16 protein-coding genes and 1 tRNA gene are annotated in these 19,260 nt (G+C 32.8%); 11 read left to right on the top strand and 6 right to left on the bottom strand.

The genetic code is table 11. From position 1 onward, the window contains the following. The first annotated feature begins 10 nt into the window (after positions 1-10). Positions 11-81 (top strand) — tRNA-Cys (locus M2326_RS01290). A gap of 566 nt (positions 82-647) precedes the next feature. On the opposite strand, the gene M2326_RS01285 is transcribed toward M2326_RS01290, so the two are convergent. From M2326_RS01285 to rnr, 3 genes are read right to left on the bottom strand one after another with little or no spacing between them, the layout of a single operon-like run. Then, positions 648-1,346 (bottom strand): LysE family translocator, encoded by a 699-nt coding sequence (locus M2326_RS01285; protein ID WP_264617749.1) that lies wholly within the window; start codon positions 1,344-1,346, stop codon positions 648-650. A gap of 37 nt (positions 1,347-1,383) precedes the next feature. After that, positions 1,384-2,052: a head GIN domain-containing protein gene (locus M2326_RS01280; protein WP_264617748.1), complete on the bottom strand. Its 669-nt coding sequence runs from the start codon at positions 2,050-2,052 to the stop codon at positions 1,384-1,386. A 13-nt stretch (positions 2,053-2,065) separates the two neighbouring features. Next, positions 2,066-4,249 (bottom strand): ribonuclease R, encoded by a 2,184-nt coding sequence (gene rnr / locus M2326_RS01275; RefSeq protein WP_264617747.1) that lies wholly within the window; start codon positions 4,247-4,249, stop codon positions 2,066-2,068. Positions 4,250-4,389: 140 nt separating this feature from the next. Between rnr and M2326_RS01270 the strand changes: the two genes are divergently transcribed. From M2326_RS01270 to M2326_RS01260, 3 genes are all read left to right on the top strand, one after another. Further along, positions 4,390-4,629 carry a hypothetical protein gene (locus M2326_RS01270; RefSeq protein WP_108739810.1) on the top strand — a complete coding sequence of 80 codons (240 nt, stop codon included), beginning with the start codon at positions 4,390-4,392 and terminating at the stop codon, positions 4,627-4,629. Positions 4,630-5,312: 683 nt separating this feature from the next. Then, the gene (gene rpiB / locus M2326_RS01265) at positions 5,313-5,744 is read left to right on the top strand and encodes a ribose 5-phosphate isomerase B (protein ID WP_264617746.1); all 432 of its coding nucleotides are present in this window, start codon (positions 5,313-5,315) and stop codon (positions 5,742-5,744) included. A 258-nt stretch (positions 5,745-6,002) separates the two neighbouring features. Beyond that, positions 6,003-7,145 (top strand): ATP-binding protein, encoded by a 1,143-nt coding sequence (locus M2326_RS01260; RefSeq protein ID WP_264617745.1) that lies wholly within the window; start codon positions 6,003-6,005, stop codon positions 7,143-7,145. On the opposite strand, the gene M2326_RS01255 is transcribed toward M2326_RS01260, so the two are convergent. Further along, positions 7,140-7,421: a DUF1294 domain-containing protein gene (locus M2326_RS01255; protein WP_264617744.1), complete on the bottom strand. Its 282-nt coding sequence runs from the start codon at positions 7,419-7,421 to the stop codon at positions 7,140-7,142. The genes M2326_RS01260 and M2326_RS01255 overlap by 6 nt on opposite strands. A gap of 123 nt (positions 7,422-7,544) precedes the next feature. Between M2326_RS01255 and M2326_RS01250 the strand changes: the two genes are divergently transcribed. The 3 genes from M2326_RS01250 to M2326_RS01240 all read left to right on the top strand — a co-directional run bounded on the left by M2326_RS01250 (position 7,545) and on the right by M2326_RS01240 (position 11,864). Beyond that, on the top strand, positions 7,545-8,843 hold the full coding sequence (locus tag M2326_RS01250) for a Fic family protein (protein ID WP_264617743.1): 1,299 nt from the start codon (positions 7,545-7,547) through the stop codon (positions 8,841-8,843). A gap of 51 nt (positions 8,844-8,894) precedes the next feature. After that, a complete protein-coding gene (locus tag M2326_RS01245) occupies positions 8,895-11,018 on the top strand; it encodes a Tex family protein (protein WP_264617742.1) in 2,124 nt (707 codons plus the stop codon). A 537-nt stretch (positions 11,019-11,555) separates the two neighbouring features. Continuing rightward, the gene (locus M2326_RS01240) at positions 11,556-11,864 is read left to right on the top strand and encodes a GIY-YIG nuclease family protein (protein WP_264617741.1); all 309 of its coding nucleotides are present in this window, start codon (positions 11,556-11,558) and stop codon (positions 11,862-11,864) included. A 577-nt stretch (positions 11,865-12,441) separates the two neighbouring features. Here M2326_RS01240 and M2326_RS01235 read toward each other — a convergent pair. Further along, on the bottom strand, positions 12,442-12,957 hold the full coding sequence (locus tag M2326_RS01235; protein WP_264617740.1) for a PepSY domain-containing protein: 516 nt from the start codon (positions 12,955-12,957) through the stop codon (positions 12,442-12,444). Between the two features lie 253 nt (positions 12,958-13,210). Beyond that, on the bottom strand, positions 13,211-13,393 hold the full coding sequence (tatA, locus tag M2326_RS01230; protein ID WP_264617739.1) for a twin-arginine translocase TatA/TatE family subunit: 183 nt from the start codon (positions 13,391-13,393) through the stop codon (positions 13,211-13,213). A 605-nt stretch (positions 13,394-13,998) separates the two neighbouring features. Here tatA and M2326_RS01225 point away from each other — a divergent pair. The 4 genes from M2326_RS01225 (at position 13,999) to M2326_RS01210 (ending at position 19,259) form a co-directional block, all read left to right on the top strand. Beyond that, positions 13,999-14,517: a peptidase gene (locus M2326_RS01225; protein ID WP_264617738.1), complete on the top strand. Its 519-nt coding sequence runs from the start codon at positions 13,999-14,001 to the stop codon at positions 14,515-14,517. Position 14,518: 1 nt separating this feature from the next. After that, the gene (locus tag M2326_RS01220) at positions 14,519-16,009 is read left to right on the top strand and encodes a GH3 auxin-responsive promoter family protein (protein WP_264617737.1); all 1,491 of its coding nucleotides are present in this window, start codon (positions 14,519-14,521) and stop codon (positions 16,007-16,009) included. A gap of 105 nt (positions 16,010-16,114) precedes the next feature. Beyond that, positions 16,115-17,791, top strand: a complete 1,677-nt coding sequence (locus M2326_RS01215; protein ID WP_264617736.1) for a DUF6909 family protein — start codon at positions 16,115-16,117, stop codon at positions 17,789-17,791. A gap of 100 nt (positions 17,792-17,891) precedes the next feature. Beyond that, a complete protein-coding gene (locus M2326_RS01210) occupies positions 17,892-19,259 on the top strand; it encodes an undecaprenyl-phosphate glucose phosphotransferase (protein WP_264617735.1) in 1,368 nt (455 codons plus the stop codon). The last annotated feature ends 1 nt before the right edge of the window (position 19,260 follow it).

Raw genomic sequence — 19,260 nt, 5'->3', positions numbered from 1 at the left:
GCTTAACAATGGCGTCGTGGCCGAGTGGCTAGGCTGGGCTCTGCAAAAGCTCCTACTCCGGTTCGAATCCGGACGATGCCTCAAAAACCTTCAAGGAAACTTGAAGGTTTTTTTATGTACTGAAATGGTTAAACAAAGAATGATAGTAAATAGTAAAAGATTTAATAATCTTTGTTACTTACACTTATATCAATTAATAAAATAGACAGCCCTCTACTATTTGCACATTATCCTCATGCATATTACTACTCAAAATTAATTAAGTTGAAAGTGTAAAAATTACAGTTGAATAGACAGAGATACTTTTAGCGTAACCATTTTTGGTGTAATTAATGACTAAACAATAGAATTAAAATATAAAACAAACTGTATAATCTACAGTAAGGATGTATTCTCTATAACAAAAACCTGTTGGTATAACGTAGGTTACGTGAGGAATAGAGATGGAAATCCCACAAACAAGTACAACAATAGCAGAACTTGTTGAGGACTTGAAATGTATAACACGAACCGGTCTCGATAGCTATCAAGATTACGAAGGGACTGGCCAAAATTATATTAATTACTATAAGAACTGTATAGATTATATCCGAAAAGAAAATTATGTATAATAAATATACAAGTAAGACTAAAAAAAAACGCCCTATTTAAGGACGTTTTATAGTGTTTTTATTTTCTATTTTCTGAAAAGCATTTTTAACTAACTCCTTCTCATTGGGAAAAAATCCCTGTGACATGAGAACGACTCCAAATAACATCAAAACAATACTAATACCTTGTTTTATCTTCAGTATATTACTGGGTATCATCTTGGATTTCAATTGCTTGGCTAGGACAATCTTTATAGAATCGATTACCAAATAGGTTATAATTACGGTTATAAAAAAAGTAATCATTCTAGAGGGTTGCATCTCCATTTTGGGTCCTATTGATATTATAATTGCCAACCAAAATCCCAATACTCCAATGTTAATAATATTTAAAAAGAATCCTTTGATAAATAAACTGAGATAGTTTTTTTTGATAATCTCATTATCAATTTCTTTTGTATTTATTCTTTTTTCTTTGTGTAAACTTAGAAATGAAATTATTCCATAAGCCAACATTACGATACCACCGAATATAAATAGTGAGGGTTTATCTTCTAGACTTTTGATCATTCTATAACTACCCAAATAGGCAATAGTTATAAAAATAGCATCGGCAAGGACAACGCCCAAGTCAAATACTAATGCTGCTCTAAATCCTTTTACTATACTAGTTTCTAGTAATATAAAAAAAACAGGACCAATCATAAAGCTTAAAAAAATACCCCAAGGAATACCAGCTAGAATATCATTTATCATCGAAATCTTAAATTTACTTTATTTTAAAAGATGCAATTTAATTTTTTTCTTCAATTTTACCACCAAGAACAGTCGCTTTATTTACTTGCTTTGGTTTCCCGTAGATGTAAATGTTTCCACCAGCTCTTACTTTGGCATCTACCAATGTAGTCGCATACACCTCGGCAGTACCTCCTGCAGAGACAGTTACCGTTGTTTGCGACGTATGCAAATCTATCGCACTAAGATTACCACCAGTTCCAATAGCAACCTCTTGATTGTTGGCCTCTCCAGATAAGTTAACAATACCACCTGTAACGGCTTTTACGTTTACTTTTTCAGCATCCAACTCTACTTCAATCTGTGCTCCTTCACGGGCACTTACGTTCATGATTGTAGCTTTGAAAACGGCATCACTAGATACAAATGATCCTTCGCTTGCGCTAATGTCATCTATGTTTTTGTAATACAACTGAATCATGATATCGTTACCTGACATCAATTTTGGAAACGGCATTCTTACTTTCAAAACACCATTATTATTCACTGTTTCCACCTCTGAAGCACGCGTTCCTTTGATCACAATCTTATTTTCGGATCCTGGAATAAGCTTCACATTCAGTTTGTCAAAAATACTTATGGCATTAAAATCGCCTAAATTTTTTGTAACCTGTGCCAATGTAATTTGCGAAATCATCACAAGGGCAATAAACAATACTTTTTTCATTTTATTTTTTTTTTTATAGTTTGTCATTTCTACGTATAAAGTTAAAATCCAATTGTTTTTTAACTAAATCAGCGTTCTTAACCTTAACATAGATCTCGTCACCTAATTGCAATAACTGTTCCAAAGTCGCACCAACCATGGCATATTGTTTTTCATCGAAGGTATAATAATCGTCTTTAAGATCTCTTATTCGAACCATACCTTCGCATTTATTTTCAATGATTTCGACATAAATACCCCACTCTGTCACACCAGAAATAACACCCAAAAACTCTTGATCTCGATGATCTTGCATGTATTTTACCTGCATGTATTTGATCGAATCACGTTCGGCGTTGGTAGCCAAACCTTCCATAGTTGAGCAATGTAAACATTTGGTTTCATACAATTCTTCGTCTGCAGATTTTGCTCCGTCTAAGTAAAATTGTAATAAACGATGAACCATTACATCAGGATAACGACGAATTGGTGAAGTAAAATGGGAATAATAATCGAATGCTAATCCGTAATGTCCAATATTATCTGTTGAATATTTAGCTTTACTCATAGAGCGTATAGCCAAGGTATCAATTAAATTTTGCTCTTTTTTTCCGTTTACATCTGCCATCAACTGGTTCAATGCTTTGGAAACATCCCCTTGTTTGAAATCTATTTTATAACCAAATTTAGCAATCACTGCTTGCATAGCAAACAATTTATCTTCGTTTGGTTCATCATGAATTCTATAAATAAAAGTTTTCTTTTGTTTACCAATGTATTCCGCTACTTTCTTATTTGCCAATAGCATGAACTCTTCAATCAGATGATTGGCATCTTTAGAAACTTTAAAATAAACCCCTTCTGGTTCACCATTCTCATCTAGGTTGAATTTCACTTCGACCTTATCAAAAGAGATGGCTCCATCGTTCATTCTTTTTCTACGGAAGATCTTGGCTAGTTCATCCAATTTAAGCGTCGCTGCAACGATTTCTGGAGAAACTTGATACGAAGTACCCGTGATCGAAATATCTTCGGGAATGGTATCGTCTTTGGTCTCTATGATGTACTGCGCTTCTTCGTAAGCAAAACGTTGATCAGAAAATATTACGGTACGACCAAACCATTGGTTTACAACTTCGCATTTTTCACTGATTTCGAACACTGCCGAAAAAGTATATTTCTCTTCTTGCGGACGCAAAGAACAAGCAAAATTCGATAATACTTCTGGTAACATAGGTACTACCCTATCTACCAAATACACAGAGGTTGCACGTTGGTACGCTTCGTCATCAAGAATGGTACCTTCTTCAAGATAATACGAAACATCGGCAATGTGAATACCAATTTCATAATTACCATTTTCTAATTTTTTGAATGATAATGCATCATCAAAATCTTTTGCATCTTTTGGATCAATAGTAAATGTTAGCGTATCACGCATGTCTCTACGATTGGCGATTTCTTCTGGAGTAATAGAAGTATCTATTTTTTGTGCAAACGTTTCAATTTCTATCGGAAACTCAGATGGCAAACCATATTCTGCCAAAATTGCATGAATCTCTGTATCGTGTTCTCCTGGTTTCCCAAGTACTTTTGACACTACTCCAAACGGACTATCAGCTTTTCTAGGCCAATCTTCAATATGAACCAATACTACGTCACCTTGCTCTGCTTCTCCTATTTTGTCTTTCGGAATAAAGATATCCGTATACATTTTTGGATTGGCAGTAGAGACAAATGCAAAGTTTTTTTGAATGTCAATAACCCCAACAAAATCTGTTTTGGCTCTTTCTACTATTTCAACAACTTCACCCTCAGGACGTTTACCGCGTCTACGATTGTATACGTACACTTTTACGATGTCTTTGTCCAAGGCATGATTTAGATTGTTGGTCGGAATAAATACATCTTCGCCAAAATCTGGACAAACAAAATAAGCCGTTTTACGACTGGTCATGTCTATCTTACCTTCGTAGTATTCTTTACTTTCTGTTTTTATCAAATACTTACCAGGTTCGGTTTCCACAATTTTTTTATCTGCCGTTAATAACTTCAAATCTTTAATGATTTGGTTACGACTTTGTGTATCATCAAGTTCCAACTTAGCAGCTATTTGTTTATAAGTGAACTCTTTATTAGCACTATTGGATAGTATTTTTATAATTTTATCAGAGAAATCTAGTTGTTTCTGTGTAGGTTTCTTTAATCTTTTTCCCATAATTAATATCTTAAAGTTCGAAATTACAAAATTGTTAACAGTTAACATATGATTCAACTAAGTTTTAAATAAATAATAACGTACTACTGCTATTTTAAACCCATTCTATTTTGAACTATCTTTATATCAAACAGTAACCTATGGAATCATTTGTCACGCTAGCTGTATTTGACTATACCCATCAAATCGAGATCATTAAACATCGTTTGAATATTGAAGGTTTTCAGTATTTTTTTCAAAACGAAATCATGTCTTCGTTTGCACCAATGTATTCAACAGCTTTGGGTGGAATCAAATTGAAAGTTCATCCAAACGATTTTGAAAACATTAAATCAATTCTTCAAGAAATGAAATATGAAAACAATTTGAGAATCGTTTAATTTTTTCAAAGTTGTCAACATATATATAATACAACAAAAAGAAAATTTAAATTTAAATAATTTATTGTTTGTTATTATAGCTTGTTAATAGTGGCAATAAAATTATGAAAAAGGAGATTGTATATTAGTTTAAGTGTGTTTTCAAGAGTTATTAACAGCTAATACAATAGGTAAAGGTTTTATTTTCAGTAGTTTTTTAATTTTAATTAACAACGGTTGATAAACTAAAAGTATTTAAAATTGTAAATAAGTATTTTTAAAATTTCTGTTGATAAATACAAAAGGAGTATTAATAACTTTTCTAAAAATTTACTAAACTTTTCTAGGTTTTTAATTTCCCATTTTGGATTACATTTTTAATTGATATGACCAAAATATAGTTCTTATTTTCTTTCTGAACTTATTAACATTTAGTATTAACATAGCGTTAACTGAATATCAAGGAATTAAGATGGGTTATTAACAATGGATTTTAAATACTAATTTTTTGAGAATTATTCATTGATAATCAGTTCTTTATGAGTTATTGATAATTGTTTATAACTCATAATTCGTTGAAAATTAAGAGATTGTAATGCAGTAGGAGTAAAGTGCTATTTTTCGAAAAAGAAACAACTTACTACAATAGGTATAATAAAGAATGTTTTGGTAAATTTGCAAAACACAACTTAATAATTAAAAGAATGAAAATTTCAATAGGAAACGATCACGCTGGTCCAGAGTACAAAAAAGCAATTGTAAAAATGCTCGAAGCAAAAGGATACGAAGTAACAAATTATGGAACAGATTCTTTTGACTCTGTAGATTATCCAGATTTTGGACATCCTGTAGCTACAGATGTTGAAACAGGAAAAGCTGATTTTGGAATTGTTATTTGCGGAAGTGGGAACGGAATTGCAATGACAGTGAACAAACATGTAGGTGTAAGAGCTGGTTTGTGTTGGACCAAAGAAATTGCTTATTTAACACGTTTACATAATGATGCTAATATTGTGAGTATTCCAGCTCGATATACGTCAATCGAACAAGCTGTTGAAATTGTAGATACATTCTTGAACACCGCTTTTGAAGGTGGAAGACATCAAAATAGAGTGAACAAAATTGCTTGTTCATAATGTAGTTTTTTAAAAGTTTTTAAGTTTCTGAGTTTCTAAGTTTTTTAAAAGTTGTTTATTTCAATTTTAAACCAGAAGCTATAAAATAATTGAATAAATTGGTTTCACAAATAAATTGAACCGCAAATACATGAATTATAAAAATGTATTTGCGGTTTTTTTATTTTCTATTGACTGAATTAACGTTAATTCAGTCAGTCAACTGACGGTATTTACATTTTTTAAAGTATATTTGATATATATTTTAATTGGAATGTGATGAAAAGTTACTTAACGAGAGCCATTTTTGACAATTTTAGTAAAAAAGTTTTACCCAATAAAGTATTGATTTTGTTGGGCGCACGGCGTGTTGGTAAAACAGAATTGATTAAAAATTATCTCAAAACGGTACGGGAGGGAAGTTATCTGCAATTGAATGGTGAAGATATTCAAGATGCTAATCTATTACAAGAGCGTTCTGTAGCTAATTACAAACGTCTATTAACTAACATTGATTTATTAGTAATTGACGAAGCACAAACCATTCCTGAAATCGGTTTAATATTAAAATTGATAGTAGATTCTATTGAGGGTATTAAAATTATTGCAACAGGATCTTCAATATTTGATTTAAACAATAATTTGGGTGAACCATTGGTAGGTCGAAAAAATACGATTTATCTTTTTCCGCTGGCGCAAATGGAATTTTCGACGCAAGAAAATTTCAAACAAACCACTGAAAATTTAAAAGAACGTTTGCTTTTTGGAGGTTATCCTGAATTAATGCAATATCAAGATTGGGAGGAGAAAAAAGAGTACTTGTTCGAAATTATTAACTCGTATTTACTAAAAGATATTTTAGCTTTTGAAGGCATTAAGCAAGCGGATAAAATTTATAATCTCTTGCGATTGATCGCTTATCAAGTAGGTAAAGAAGTTTCATTGCAAGAGTTAGGTAATCAATTGCAAATTTCAAAAAATACGGTTGCTAATTATCTGGACCTTTTGTCTAAAGTTTTCATTTTGTTTAAAGTGGAGGGTTTCAGCCGAAATTTGAGGAAAGAAATTGTAAAATCAAGTAGATGGTACTTTTATGATAATGGTATTCGAAACGGAATAATTAATAATTTCAATCGATTGGATGCTCGAAATGATGTTGGCGATTTATGGAAAAATTATTTAGCCGTAGAGAGAATTAAAAAACAACATTATCATAAAATTACAACCAATAATTACTTTTGGCGCACTTATGACCAACAAGAATTAGATTGGTTGGAAGAAAGGGGAGATATGCTCACTGGTTTTGAGTTTAAATGGAATGAAAACAAGAAAGTTAAAGTTCCTACCGCTTTCGCGAAAGCATATCCAGAGGCAAGATTTGAAGTAATTAATAAATCTAATTATTTAGATTTTATTCTATAATTCTCTTCCTAAATCAAAATGATAAAAGGCATATAATAGCAGAATTTGCAAAATAACTATTCCCCAAAACTTTAAAAGATAACTTCTCTTTGCTGTTTTATGCCTAAAAATTTGCATTGCTAATCCAGAACCAATTGTACCACCAATCAATACAAATAAAAGAAGTGTTCGCTCAGGGATACGTCTTTTTTGTTTTTTGGCTAGATTTTTATCGTAGCCAATTAGTATAAAAGCAATTGCATTAATAATTAAAAATAGGTAGAATAAAAATGTCATTTAACTTAATTTAAGTTTCAAAGATATTAGATTATGTCTTATGAAAAAATCAAAGATGTAAATAATGCGAGATTTTACAAGAATCTCGTATTATTTACATAAATTAGCAAAAAATAGAGTTGTATGATAGAGTCACCACCTGAATATAAATATGATGAAAAAACTTTTTTATTGTATAATCAATTGCGTGAAAATGGGGAGTTGAAGGAAATAAATGATGCATATTTATTCTGGGATAAAATAAAATATAAAGCTAAAATTGCTAGTCCGCAAGAATATTGGAGTGCAATAAAGATGGCTAGAATTCTAAATTCAAAAAATGTCACTTTCGGAAAGTACAGTTTTCAATTTAGTTCAACTGATTTTATTCTGCAATTATTACATTATTGTGATTTGAATATTGGAGGAAATTTAGGAAGTAATGTTGGTATTGCTGAGACTGACAAGACAAAGTTTATGATTAGTTCCATCATGGAAGAAGCTATTTCAAGTAGTCAAATGGAGGGGGCAAACACGACTCGAAAAAAAGCTAAAGAAATGATTCAAAAAGAGTTGAAGCCAAAAAGTAAGTCTGAACAAATGATTATGAACAATTTTGTCACCATGAAATATATTGTGCAAAATAAATCGGATGATATAACCCCAGACAAGTTACTTTACATTCATAATTTGATTTCAAATGATACGTTAGATAACAAAGATGAAGAAGGTGTTTTTAGAGAAAATGACGAGATTTATGTGGTCAATTATTCTAATAGTGAAGTTGTTCATACACCACCCAATCATCAAGAAATAGAAGTATTAATAAACGAATTATGTGACTTTTTTAATAATGATCAAAAAATATTTATACATCCCATAATAAAAGGAATCATTATACATTTTATGATAGGATGGATTCATCCTTTTAGTGATGGTAATGGACGAACTGCTAGGGCTCTTTTTTATTGGTATATGCTTAAAAATGGTTATTGGTTAACGGAATATCTTGCTATTTCCACAATTATAAAGGATACTAAAAATCAATATGAAAAAGCTTTTATATATACTGAAATTGATCAAAATGATATGACCTATTTTATAACTTATCATTTAAAAACGATGGAAAAAGCCTTTATTAGTTTGAAAGAATACATTGGTAGAAAACAAAAAGAAGTCATACAAGCTGCAAAGTTTATTAAGATACCAAATGTAAATGACAGGCAAGCGCAAATTTTAAAAATTATAAGTGAGGATGAAGATAGAGTTTTAAGCAGTAAAGAGATAGAAAATAGATTTAGTATTTCAAATTTCACCGCTAGGGCTGATTTAAATAATCTACAAAGCTTAGGTTTTTTAGAAAAAATTCAAGTTAACAAAATAAAACATAATTTTGTTAGATCTAAAGATTTTACTAAAATTATAAAATCGTATAAGTTGTAAATAATACGAGATTTTACGAGAATCTCGTATTATTTACTTAAAATTTAATTAATGACCAACATACAATACATATCCAAATCGGTTGCTACAGCGGCAATCAATATTCAAAAAACTGTTCAATTATTACAAGAAGATTGTACTATTCCGTTTATTTCTAGGTATCGAAAAGATACTACCGGAAATCTGGATGAAGTACAAATTGAAAACATAGCCAAGCTTCAAAAAGAGTACGAAATAGTCGTGAAGCGTAAAGAAGCTATCTTGAAATCCATCATGGAGCAAGGTGCAATGAACGAAACTTTGTTTGCTAAAATTGATAAAAGTTTTGACCTTCAAGAATTAGAAGATTTCTATTTACCGTATAAAAAAAAGAAAAAAACCAAAGCCGATGTCGCTCGTGAAAACGGATTAGAACCTTTGGCTAAAATCATCATGGCTCAAAACAATGATGACGTTGATTTTCTTTCGACAAAATATCTAAACGAAAATGTGATCAACGAAGACGCTGCGCTGCAAGGAGCACGAGATATTGTAGCGGAATGGATTAACGAAAATATTTATGTTCGAAAGCAATTGCGTCGCTTATACGAGCGTAAAGCAACCATTACTACCAAGGTTATCAAAACCAAAAAAGACGACGAAGCTGCTCAAAAGTTTAATCAATATTTTGAGTGGTCAGAGCCGTTAACCAAAGCACCTTCGCACCGTTTGATGGCGATGTTGCGTGCCGAAAACGAAGGTTTTATCAAGTTTAAAGTCGAAGTAGACATTGATGATGCCTATAATATTATTGACGAAGTGATTTTAAAAGGTCAAAGTGCGAGTACTCCACATGTACAGTTGGCGATTGAAGATTCGTATAAAAGATTGTTGAATCCAGCGATTTCAAACGAAGCTTTGCAGGAAGCCAAAGCCAAGGCCGATGCCAATTCGATTCAGGTATTTGCTAATAATTTAGGGCAGTTATTATTAGCGCCACCATTGGGAGAAAAACGTATTTTGGCAATCGACCCAGGATTTAGAAGCGGTTGTAAAGTAGTTTGTTTGGACGAAAAAGGAGATTTACTGTACAACGAAAATATTTATCCGCACGCGCCACAAAACGAAACAGCCATGGCGATGAAGAAAATAAAATCGATGGTGAACGCTTATAAAATTGATGCCATCTCAATTGGAAACGGAACCGCATCTCGAGAAACCGAATTTTTTATCAAGAAAATCGCATTTGATAAACCGGTACAAGTTTTTATTGTTTCAGAGGCGGGAGCTTCGGTATATTCAGCATCTAAAATTGCTCGCGAAGAGTTTCCAGATTATGATGTTACTGTACGTGGTTCGGTTTCTATTGGAAGAAGACTTTCAGATCCATTGGCAGAGTTGGTAAAAATTGACCCAAAAGCCATTGGAGTAGGGCAGTACCAACATGATGTGGACCAAAATAAATTAAAAGAAGAATTGGATAACACGGTAATTCGTTGCGTGAATTCGGTTGGAATTAACATCAATACCGCAAGTAAACATTTGCTAAGCTACGTGAGTGGAATCGGAGAGAAGTTGGCCGAAAATATAGTGACTTATCGATCAGAAAATGGTCCTTTCGAAAACAGAAAACAACTGAAAAAAGTTCCTCGTTTGGGCGAGAAAGCCTACCAACAAGGAGTCGCTTTTATCCGAATTTCGAATGCTAAAAATCCGTTGGACAACTCGGCAGTGCATCCGGAAGCCTATTCGATTGTTGAAAAAATGGCCAAAGATTTAAAATTGACCGTGAATGATTTGATTGCCAACAAAGAGAAAACAGCTTTAATAAAACCGGAGAATTACATCACGCCAGAAATTGGTTTGCTTACGCTAAAAGACATTATCAAAGAGCTCGAAAAACCAGGATTAGACCCAAGGAAAGCCGCCAAAGTTTTCGAATTTGACCCGAATGTAAAAAGCATCAAAGACGTAAAATCAGGAATGATTTTACCTGGAATTGTGAATAACATCACCAATTTTGGTTGTTTTGTTGACATCGGTGTCAAAGAAAGTGGTTTGGTACACATCTCTCAACTCAAAGCAGGCTTTGTAAGCGACGTAAACGAAGTTGTGAAGTTACATCAACATGTTACCGTAAAAGTCACTGAAGTGGATGAGGATAGAAAGAGAATACAGTTGACGATGGTGATTTAATAAGGTTAACTTCAAGTAAGCAGTCCATAATAAGCTCCTCGCCGTTTGTCACGCTGAAAGCGTCTCAGCAACTGTGAATAACGTACGTAGAGACTCTTTCAGAGTGACAATATTGGATGATGAGTAGTAGTTAACTTAGTTTGGTGAAAAGAAGTTGATTAATATAAGCCACAATCAAAGTCGCCACCGTTTGTCACGCTGAAAGCGTCTCAGCAACAGTGAGTAACCAACGTAGAGACTCTTTCAGAGTGACAATATTATGGTTATTGTATTTTTTAAAAAGAATACGATGAATGATAATCAAATTCAACACAGTTTGTCACGCTGAAAGCGTCTCAGCAATAGTTAGTAACCAACGTAGAGACTCTTTCAGAGTGACAATATTGTGGTTATTGTATTTTTTAAAAAGAATACGATGAATGATAATCAATTTCCACACAGTTTGTCACGCTGAAAGCGTCTCAGCAAGTGAGCAACGAACATAGAAACTCTTTCAGAGTTACAAAATTAGAATTTAACCTTTTAAATGGCATCATTATGATAGAGTACACTGAAGGGATTTACAATTTTTATGTTTACATAATTACCAATAAGAACAAGAAAGTACTCTATACAGGTGTAACAAACAATTTAAAGAGACGTCTGCAGGAACATAAAGAAAAATTAAACCCCAATAGTTTTACTGCAAGATATAATGTTGAATTTTTACTTTATTATGAACATTTCGGTTGGATACAACTTGCAATTGCAAGAGAAAAGGAAATCAAATTGATGAATCGGGAGGTAAAGGAAGACTTGATCAATACTATCAATCCTGATTGGAATTTTTTGAATGAGTTGTTTTAAGACTCTTTCAGAGTGACAATATTGTGTGATTAGCATTGTGATAAAAGTATCTATAATTGTAATGTGACAAAGTTAAGCCACCATAAAACTCCACCTAGTTTGTCTCGCTGAAAGCGTCTAAGCAACTGTGAATAACGTACGTAGAGACTCTTTTAGAGTAACAATAATGAGAAAAAATTATTCAAAACGTTGAACGACAATAAAACTCCATGCAGTTTGTCACGCTGAAAGCGTCTCAGCAACTGTGAGTAACGTACGTAGAGACTCTTTCAGAGTGACAAATATTGAGAAAAATTATTCAAAACGTTGAACGACAATAAAACTCCATGCAGTTTGTCTCGCTGAAAGCGTCTCAGCAACTGTGAATAACGTACGTAGAGACTCTTTCAGAGTGACAATATTGTGTGATTAGGATTGTGATAAAAGTATCTATAATTGTAATGTGACAAAGTTAAGCAACCATAGAACTCCACCTAGTTTGTCTCGCTGAAAGCGTCTCAGCAACTGTGAATAACATTCGTAGAGACTCTTTCAGAGTGACAAATATTGAGTGACAAATTATGTAAAAAGCTATAATTTACAAAAACAACATTATCAATGTCAAGACAATTCCTGCAGCTGTAAAATACATTCCTTTTTTGAAAATGGTCGTTTTTGGTGTAAACATCCAGAAGGTTGAAATCACAAAAAAGAATAGGGATACTCCAAAGAAGATATTTAAAAAAAACAAAGGATCACCTGTTTTTGCTTTGTGCAAATGGTTCATTTTTTCGATTATAAAAGGTTGGCTTGTGGTTTTATAATTGGCAGCTCCTGTTTTTTTATTGTAGGTTCCTTCTTTGAAAAAAACAACATCGCCTTCTACACGTTCTGCTTTTAATTTTTTAAGATGCAATTCTTTTCCTAAATCTTCCTCATTCAAATTGGGAGCAATTGTTTTGACAATATTCTTTTCTTGTTTTAGAAAATCAGTATCTCTAAAAATTAAAATAATTCCGCTTAAGGCATATACCGCCATAATTCCCGCTAGGAAAAAACCTAAATAACGGTGGATGATGCGCATTAAATTGCTTGATTTCGTCTTTTTTGTCATTGCTTTATAGTCTTTAATTTTGGTGTTATTACTTTTTTCAAAGCGCAAACATACATAATTAAGATTAATTCTAAATAAGACTTTAGTAAAATTTAAAAGTTTTATTTTATTTTTACTTAAAGAATAAATGAATTCAGTAATTAAAGGAAAATACTAATGAGATAGGTATTTAAAAAATAGAATTAAGCACAAAAAAAATCCCAAAACTCAATTTTTCAATCAAATTTTGGGATTCAAACAAGAAATACATTTCTTATTTAGTTTCTTTATCGCTATCTTCTTTTTTATCAGTAGCAGTTTCGTCTTTAGCAGCATTCTTAAATTCTTTAAGTCCACTTCCTAAGCCTTTCATTAATTCTGGAATTTTTTTACCTCCAAAAAGTAATAATACAACTGCCAATATAACTAGGATTTCTGTAACTCCAAATCTTCCCATGATTGAATAATTTATGCCGAAGCCTATTTGTAATATATATAATCGCAAAGGTAAATAGAATTCCCCAATACAAACTCACTAAAACCGATTTATTTATAATCCAACTAGTTAAAACTTTATTAAAAATAACATCATAAACTGCATTTGGGCATGCCACCAGTAGTACAAGGGGCTCCATATGTTTGCGCTCACAATGCCCCTTGCACTACTGCTGTCGGGCTATCCGCGCTACTTCGGTAGCCAGCTTCTATCCCTCATGCGATCGACCCTAAGCCTAAAAAGGGGCTATTTTAAATTCAAAACGTACTATTCAACGATTGTAAATGTATATTACTAGACCGTCAACGTTTTAATTAACATTACGCATCAAACTATTTTTAGTTTCAACAATTTATAACAAGACTTATTTAATATTTAATTTCTTACCTATTTTAAAAATTAGATACAAATACAATAAAAAGAGTGTTTTATACTATAGGAAAAAAAGACACTCAGTCATTTAACAACAACATTACTAGTGCTTATGTGTTTTTAAAAACAACAATCATTTTCGAAAGTCGTTTGGTTTACATTAATTATTATATTTGTGTCCAATAGAAAACAAAATGTCCAAAAAAAGATTGAAACGCAAAAAACTTCACAGTAAATTATTCACAAAAAACCGTTTGGTGATTTTGAATGAAGAAACTTTTGAAGAAATATTTTCACTCCGATTGACATTAATGAATGTCTTTGTCGTCGCCTCTTTGGGAGCTATATTATTAATTTCGATCACAACCTTTATAATTGCCTTTACCCCTTTAAGAGAATACATACCAGGCTATTCATCTTCACAATTAAAAAGGGATGCAACCGAGTTGGCACTCAAATCAGATTCATTGACTCAAGCTTTAAAGAAAAACGAAGCCTACATTCAATCCATTCAAAAAGTACTCAACGGACAATTAGAGTATGCCAAGTTCAACAAAGATTCTATCTTAAATAGAGATCAAGAATCCGTTCCACAACGCAATCTTAACCCTTCCGAAGAAGAATTGAAGCTGAGAGCCAAGATAGACGCAGAGGAGAAAAAAGCAGTACAGTTGTCTAAAACAAAAGGACAAACCACCAAAAAACAAAAATAGCATGTTTATAAAATCAGCAGCAGCCAAAATATTTGCCAAAATGGTGTTCAAAAAAACACAACTTTGGGCAACAAATCCTGTGGCCACTCAGCAAGCTGTTTTTAAGTCCTTATTAAAAACAGCGCAAAATACCCAATTTGGAAAAGACCATCATTTTGACACTATCAAAAATTACCAAGATTTTGCAGCACAAGTTCCCATTCGGGATTATGAGGATTTAAAACCCTATGTCGAAAAAGTAGTTCATGGTGAAGAAAATATCCTTTGGCCAGGCAAACCTTTGTATTTTGCCAAAACCTCTGGAACCACTTCGGGAGCCAAATACATCCCGCTCACCAAAGAATCCATGCCATACCATATTGAAGCAGCTCGTAACGCAATTTTGCATTACATCCACGAAACAGGCAAGGCTAATTTTGTTTCTGGAAAGATGATTTTCCTACAAGGTAGTCCCCTTATGGAAGAAAAATACGGAATACAATTTGGAAGACTCTCTGGAATCGTAGCGCATTTTGTTCCCAAATACCTGCAAAAAAACCGCATGCCATCTTGGGAAACCAACTGTATGGAAGATTGGGAAGCCAAGATAGATGCCATCGTTAATGAAACCATCAATGAAAATATGACGGTGATTTCTGGAATTCCATCATGGGTACAAATGTATTTTGAGAAACTACACGAAAAAGGGGGGAAGCCCGTAGGAAAGATATTCAAAAATTTCAACCTCTTTATTTATGGCGGAGTGAATTACGAACCTTACCGAGCAAAATTTGAAAACCTCATTGGGCGTAAAGTTCCTAGTATCGAATTGTTTCCAGCCTCTGAAGGATTTTTTGCCTACCAAGATTCCCAAACAGAGAAAGGGATGTTATTGCTTTTGAATTCCGGTATGTTTTATGAATTTATAAAAAGTGATGAATTCTTTACAAATAAGTCAAGGCGATATACGATTGGCGAAGTAGAATTGGGAGTCAATTATGTATTGATCATTTCGACCAATGCCGGTCTATGGGGCTATAATATTGGAGATACGGTACAATTTACCAGCTTAAAACCGTATCGTGTCATTGTTTCTGGACGTATTAAGCATTACATTTCTGCTTTTGGAGAACATGTAATAGGCAAAGAAGTAGAATACTCTTTACAAGAAGCAATGGCTGGAACGGATGTTCGCGTAAATGAATTTACAGTAGCACCGCAGATTAATCCGATTTCTGGCTTACCGTATCATGAATGGTTTATAGAATTTGAAAATGAACCCAGCAATTGGAGTACCTTCGCAATAGCAATTGACAATGCCATGCGCAAACAAAATAGTTATTATGACGACTTGATAGTAGGTAACATTTTGCAAAAAGTCATTATCACCAAAGTAGCCAAAAATGGTTTTCAAGAATATATGAAATCAATTGGTAAACTTGGTGGTCAAAATAAAGTACCTCGATTGGCCAACGATAGAAAAATAGTTGATGTTTTAAAAACAATAATATAGACCAAAAAGAGGTCTAAATGATAACTGATAAGTACTAAATTGATTCCATACGTTTATACAAATGGAATTTTTTAATAAAAAAGCAGTTTTTAAAAATAGATAAATATGAAAGAAACAAAAAATTTAACCATCACAAGAGCACAAGAATCATCTGCCGCTATTGAGAAATTATATATTACCATGCGCCATTTATTCAACCGAGGTTTTTATAAACCTATGGGAGTTTCTGGTGATAGTTTGAGAGAAGCATTGTTAATGTTACGACCAGAAATATATGGCCATATAGCTGACGAAAAAGTAGAACTAAAAGGACTATTATATGTTATCGAACGCCTCCCAATTGGAATAGAAGAATGTCGTTTTATTAATTTGACTTCACATGAAGGCTATGATAAATCACACTTCAAAGCAATAATTCCACCAAAACGTAGACGTAATTGTTACCGTATTGATGATGATTTGATGCATATTGAAATCACTCGTGGGAGATCTGATATTTATGATATCTTAACACACCTTACCTTTATTTTTATCGAATCACACAAAATTAGATACCATGTGTTATTGGATGAGACTGGCGAAATTTCTAGAGATTGGCAAAAACTTGAACAAGCAGTTTCTCAAAAGAAAAAACTAACCTTGATTGATAGAGAAAAAGCAATTTCTCATGCTGCAAATATTCTAGGGAGAACCTTTGAAGATATCTCAGATATATATGACGATTTTGGAACAGAAGCTGCTCCAGATCGCTTTTTACAAATCATTTATTGGTTAGGTAAATTGGCTATAGAAGAGATAACCGAAAATACCAAAAGAACAATCACATTTAGCCCTATTTTAAGAGAACGCTTGGGACACCACATTCACGGTGACATTTGGGCTACACACATTAAGGAGGTATTGAAAACCAATAACCTTTTGGATCGACCTATTCACGTCATCAGTGCAAATATGCACTCGGTGATGAATTCCATTTTTGCTTGTCCTGCATTGAAATCTAAATTCAAAGGTATGAGTGATTTTGGAATATACGAAGAACTTAGTAAATCTGAAGGAAAAGAATTAAGAAGCAAGGTAGAAGAAATTGCACTCAAAAATGGAATGATTTCGTTACCAGATACCTCAGGAACCAATATTGATGTACAAATTTTTGATACAGCCAAAATCAATTGGGAGAATACTTCTTTTCCAACAGGAGCAGCAGCGGAGAAAAAACCAGTACTTATTGTAATGGATTATGCGTTTGGAGAACAAGCCTATGAAACTATTGATGAATTGCTGAAACCATACAAAAAAGAAACTTTCTTGAATGTAGAATCTGTGTCAATCATGGGGAAAGCCGGCATTCTAGAAGGTGGAAAAGGAGATATTATGATTCCAAATGCACACATCAATGAAGGTACTGCAGACAATTACTTTTTTGAAAATGAATTATCTGCTGAAATGTTTGAAGGCAATGGTATTGAGGTTTTCTCGGGACCAATGGTAACCGTTCTTGGAACATCACTACAAAATAGAGATTTATTAAAGTTCTTTCACGACTCAACATGGGGTGTAATCGGACTAGAAATGGAAGGTTCTTATTATCAAAAGGCTATTCAATCTGCGTCCAAAATTAGAAAAAGTATCCCAAAGGATGTCAAAGTCCGTTATGCATATTATGCCTCAGACAACCCATTGGAAACAGGAAGTACCTTGGCATCTGGAGGATTGGGAACAACAGGGGTAAAACCAACTTATTTAATCACTATCAAAATTTTAGAACAAATCTTGGAGCAGTAAAATAATTTTTAGCTTTTATTTGTAACTGTAACCAGAAAAAAAACCAAAGATTTTAGAACGCAATATTGTAATTGTGTCCAAAAATCGGATAGTATAAAGCATGAAATACACTCGTATAGGAAGATATTCAAAATACATTAGGCCAATTAGTATTATTATTGATTTACTAATTATTGTCATATTGAGCCTTTTATTGTTCAATGGACTCTCTTTCAATACGAGTAATTATGTTATTTATTTGCTATTTAGTTGGTGCATAGTGGCTTTCTTTAGCAAATTTTATCAAGTGTATCGTTTTACAACTCAGATCGAAATTTTTTCTAAAATTACAAAACAACAAGTTGTATTTTTATTACTAGCAGTAGTTTACTTCCCATTCATAGCCAATCAAGCCTTTAATCAATGGATTATTATTGAGTTTTTTATACTCAGTACATTGTCTGTAGCACTGGCCAAGTTTGTGTTATTTTTTCTACTTAGGGAATACCGACTCATTACAGGAAGTAATTATAGAAGAACTGTGATCATTGGATACAGTTCTCAAGCCATTAAGTTAAAAAAGTTGTTTGACACCAATGTGAATTATGGATACCATTTTTTAGGTTTCTTTTCAGATAAGAAAGTAAATGAGGAAATTATTGGTAATTACGATGATGTTAAAGAATTTGTACTCAAAAACAATGTCGATGAGGTATATTGTTCTCTAAGCGATATTTCGAATGAAAAAATGAAAAATCTAGTTGAATTTATGTCTGAGAACAATAGGAATCTAAAGTTTATACCAGACACAAAGGATATTTTTTCGAAGAATTTAAAAATGGAATATTACGAACTTTTTCCAGTACTTTCCCTTACAAAGAGTGTTTTAAACCAACCCGAAATCCAATTTGTAAAACGTTGTTTTGATATTGCTTTTTCATTACTTGTCATTGTTTTTATCTTGTCATGGGCTGTTCCATTGATAGGACTATTAATAAAGTTAGAATCGAAAGGGCCCGTTCTCTTCAAACAAGGACGTCCAGGCATCAACCAAGAAGAGTTTTGTTGCTACAAGTTTCGTTCTATGGTTATGAACCAAAGTACAGAACATGAAACCATAAAAAATGACCCTAGAATCACCAAAATAGGTCAATTTTTGCGGAAAACAAGTTTGGACGAAATGCCACAATTCTTTAATGTATTATTGGGGGATATGTCAATCGTAGGACCCAGACCGCAATTATGGGTACACAATAATGCATATCGAAACAAAATCAAAAAATACTTTGTAAGACATAGTGTTAAACCTGGGATTACCGGTTTAGCCCAAATAAGTGGTTTCCGAGGTGAAATAAACAACGAAAAAGATATGGAAAACCGCATTAAGTACGATGTTTTTTATATTGAAAATTGGTCCTTATATTTGGATGTCAAAATCATATTTCAAACGGTAATTGATATTTTTGTAGGAGACGAAAAAGCTTTTTAAC

Source organism: Flavobacterium psychraerolatum (assembly GCF_025960985.1).
Taxonomy (GTDB): Bacteria; Bacteroidota; Bacteroidia; order Flavobacteriales; family Flavobacteriaceae; genus Flavobacterium.
The sequence above is the reverse complement of the archived record's forward strand: the minus strand, read 5'-3'. Positions and strand labels throughout refer to the sequence as shown.

What these genes read in the sequence shown, in the direction of transcription:
- M2326_RS01285 (WP_264617749.1), bottom strand. Translation starts at nt 1,346, where the DNA reads ATGATAAATGATATTCTAGCTGGTATTCCTTGGGGTATTTTTTTAAGC.
- M2326_RS01280 (WP_264617748.1), bottom strand. Translation starts at nt 2,052, where the DNA reads ATGAAAAAAGTATTGTTTATTGCCCTTGTGATGATTTCGCAAATTACA.
- rnr (WP_264617747.1), bottom strand. Translation starts at nt 4,249, where the DNA reads ATGGGAAAAAGATTAAAGAAACCTACACAGAAACAACTAGATTTCTCT.
- M2326_RS01270 (WP_108739810.1), top strand. Translation starts at nt 4,390, where the DNA reads ATGGAATCATTTGTCACGCTAGCTGTATTTGACTATACCCATCAAATC.
- rpiB (WP_264617746.1), top strand. Translation starts at nt 5,313, where the DNA reads ATGAAAATTTCAATAGGAAACGATCACGCTGGTCCAGAGTACAAAAAA.
- M2326_RS01260 (WP_264617745.1), top strand. Translation starts at nt 6,003, where the DNA reads ATGAAAAGTTACTTAACGAGAGCCATTTTTGACAATTTTAGTAAAAAA.
- M2326_RS01255 (WP_264617744.1), bottom strand. Translation starts at nt 7,421, where the DNA reads ATGACATTTTTATTCTACCTATTTTTAATTATTAATGCAATTGCTTTT.
- M2326_RS01250 (WP_264617743.1), top strand. Translation starts at nt 7,545, where the DNA reads ATGATAGAGTCACCACCTGAATATAAATATGATGAAAAAACTTTTTTA.
- M2326_RS01245 (WP_264617742.1), top strand. Translation starts at nt 8,895, where the DNA reads ATGACCAACATACAATACATATCCAAATCGGTTGCTACAGCGGCAATC.
- M2326_RS01240 (WP_264617741.1), top strand. Translation starts at nt 11,556, where the DNA reads ATGATAGAGTACACTGAAGGGATTTACAATTTTTATGTTTACATAATT.
- M2326_RS01235 (WP_264617740.1), bottom strand. Translation starts at nt 12,957, where the DNA reads ATGACAAAAAAGACGAAATCAAGCAATTTAATGCGCATCATCCACCGT.
- tatA (WP_264617739.1), bottom strand. Translation starts at nt 13,393, where the DNA reads ATGGGAAGATTTGGAGTTACAGAAATCCTAGTTATATTGGCAGTTGTA.
- M2326_RS01225 (WP_264617738.1), top strand. Translation starts at nt 13,999, where the DNA reads ATGTCCAAAAAAAGATTGAAACGCAAAAAACTTCACAGTAAATTATTC.
- M2326_RS01220 (WP_264617737.1), top strand. Translation starts at nt 14,519, where the DNA reads ATGTTTATAAAATCAGCAGCAGCCAAAATATTTGCCAAAATGGTGTTC.
- M2326_RS01215 (WP_264617736.1), top strand. Translation starts at nt 16,115, where the DNA reads ATGAAAGAAACAAAAAATTTAACCATCACAAGAGCACAAGAATCATCT.
- M2326_RS01210 (WP_264617735.1), top strand. Translation starts at nt 17,892, where the DNA reads ATGAAATACACTCGTATAGGAAGATATTCAAAATACATTAGGCCAATT.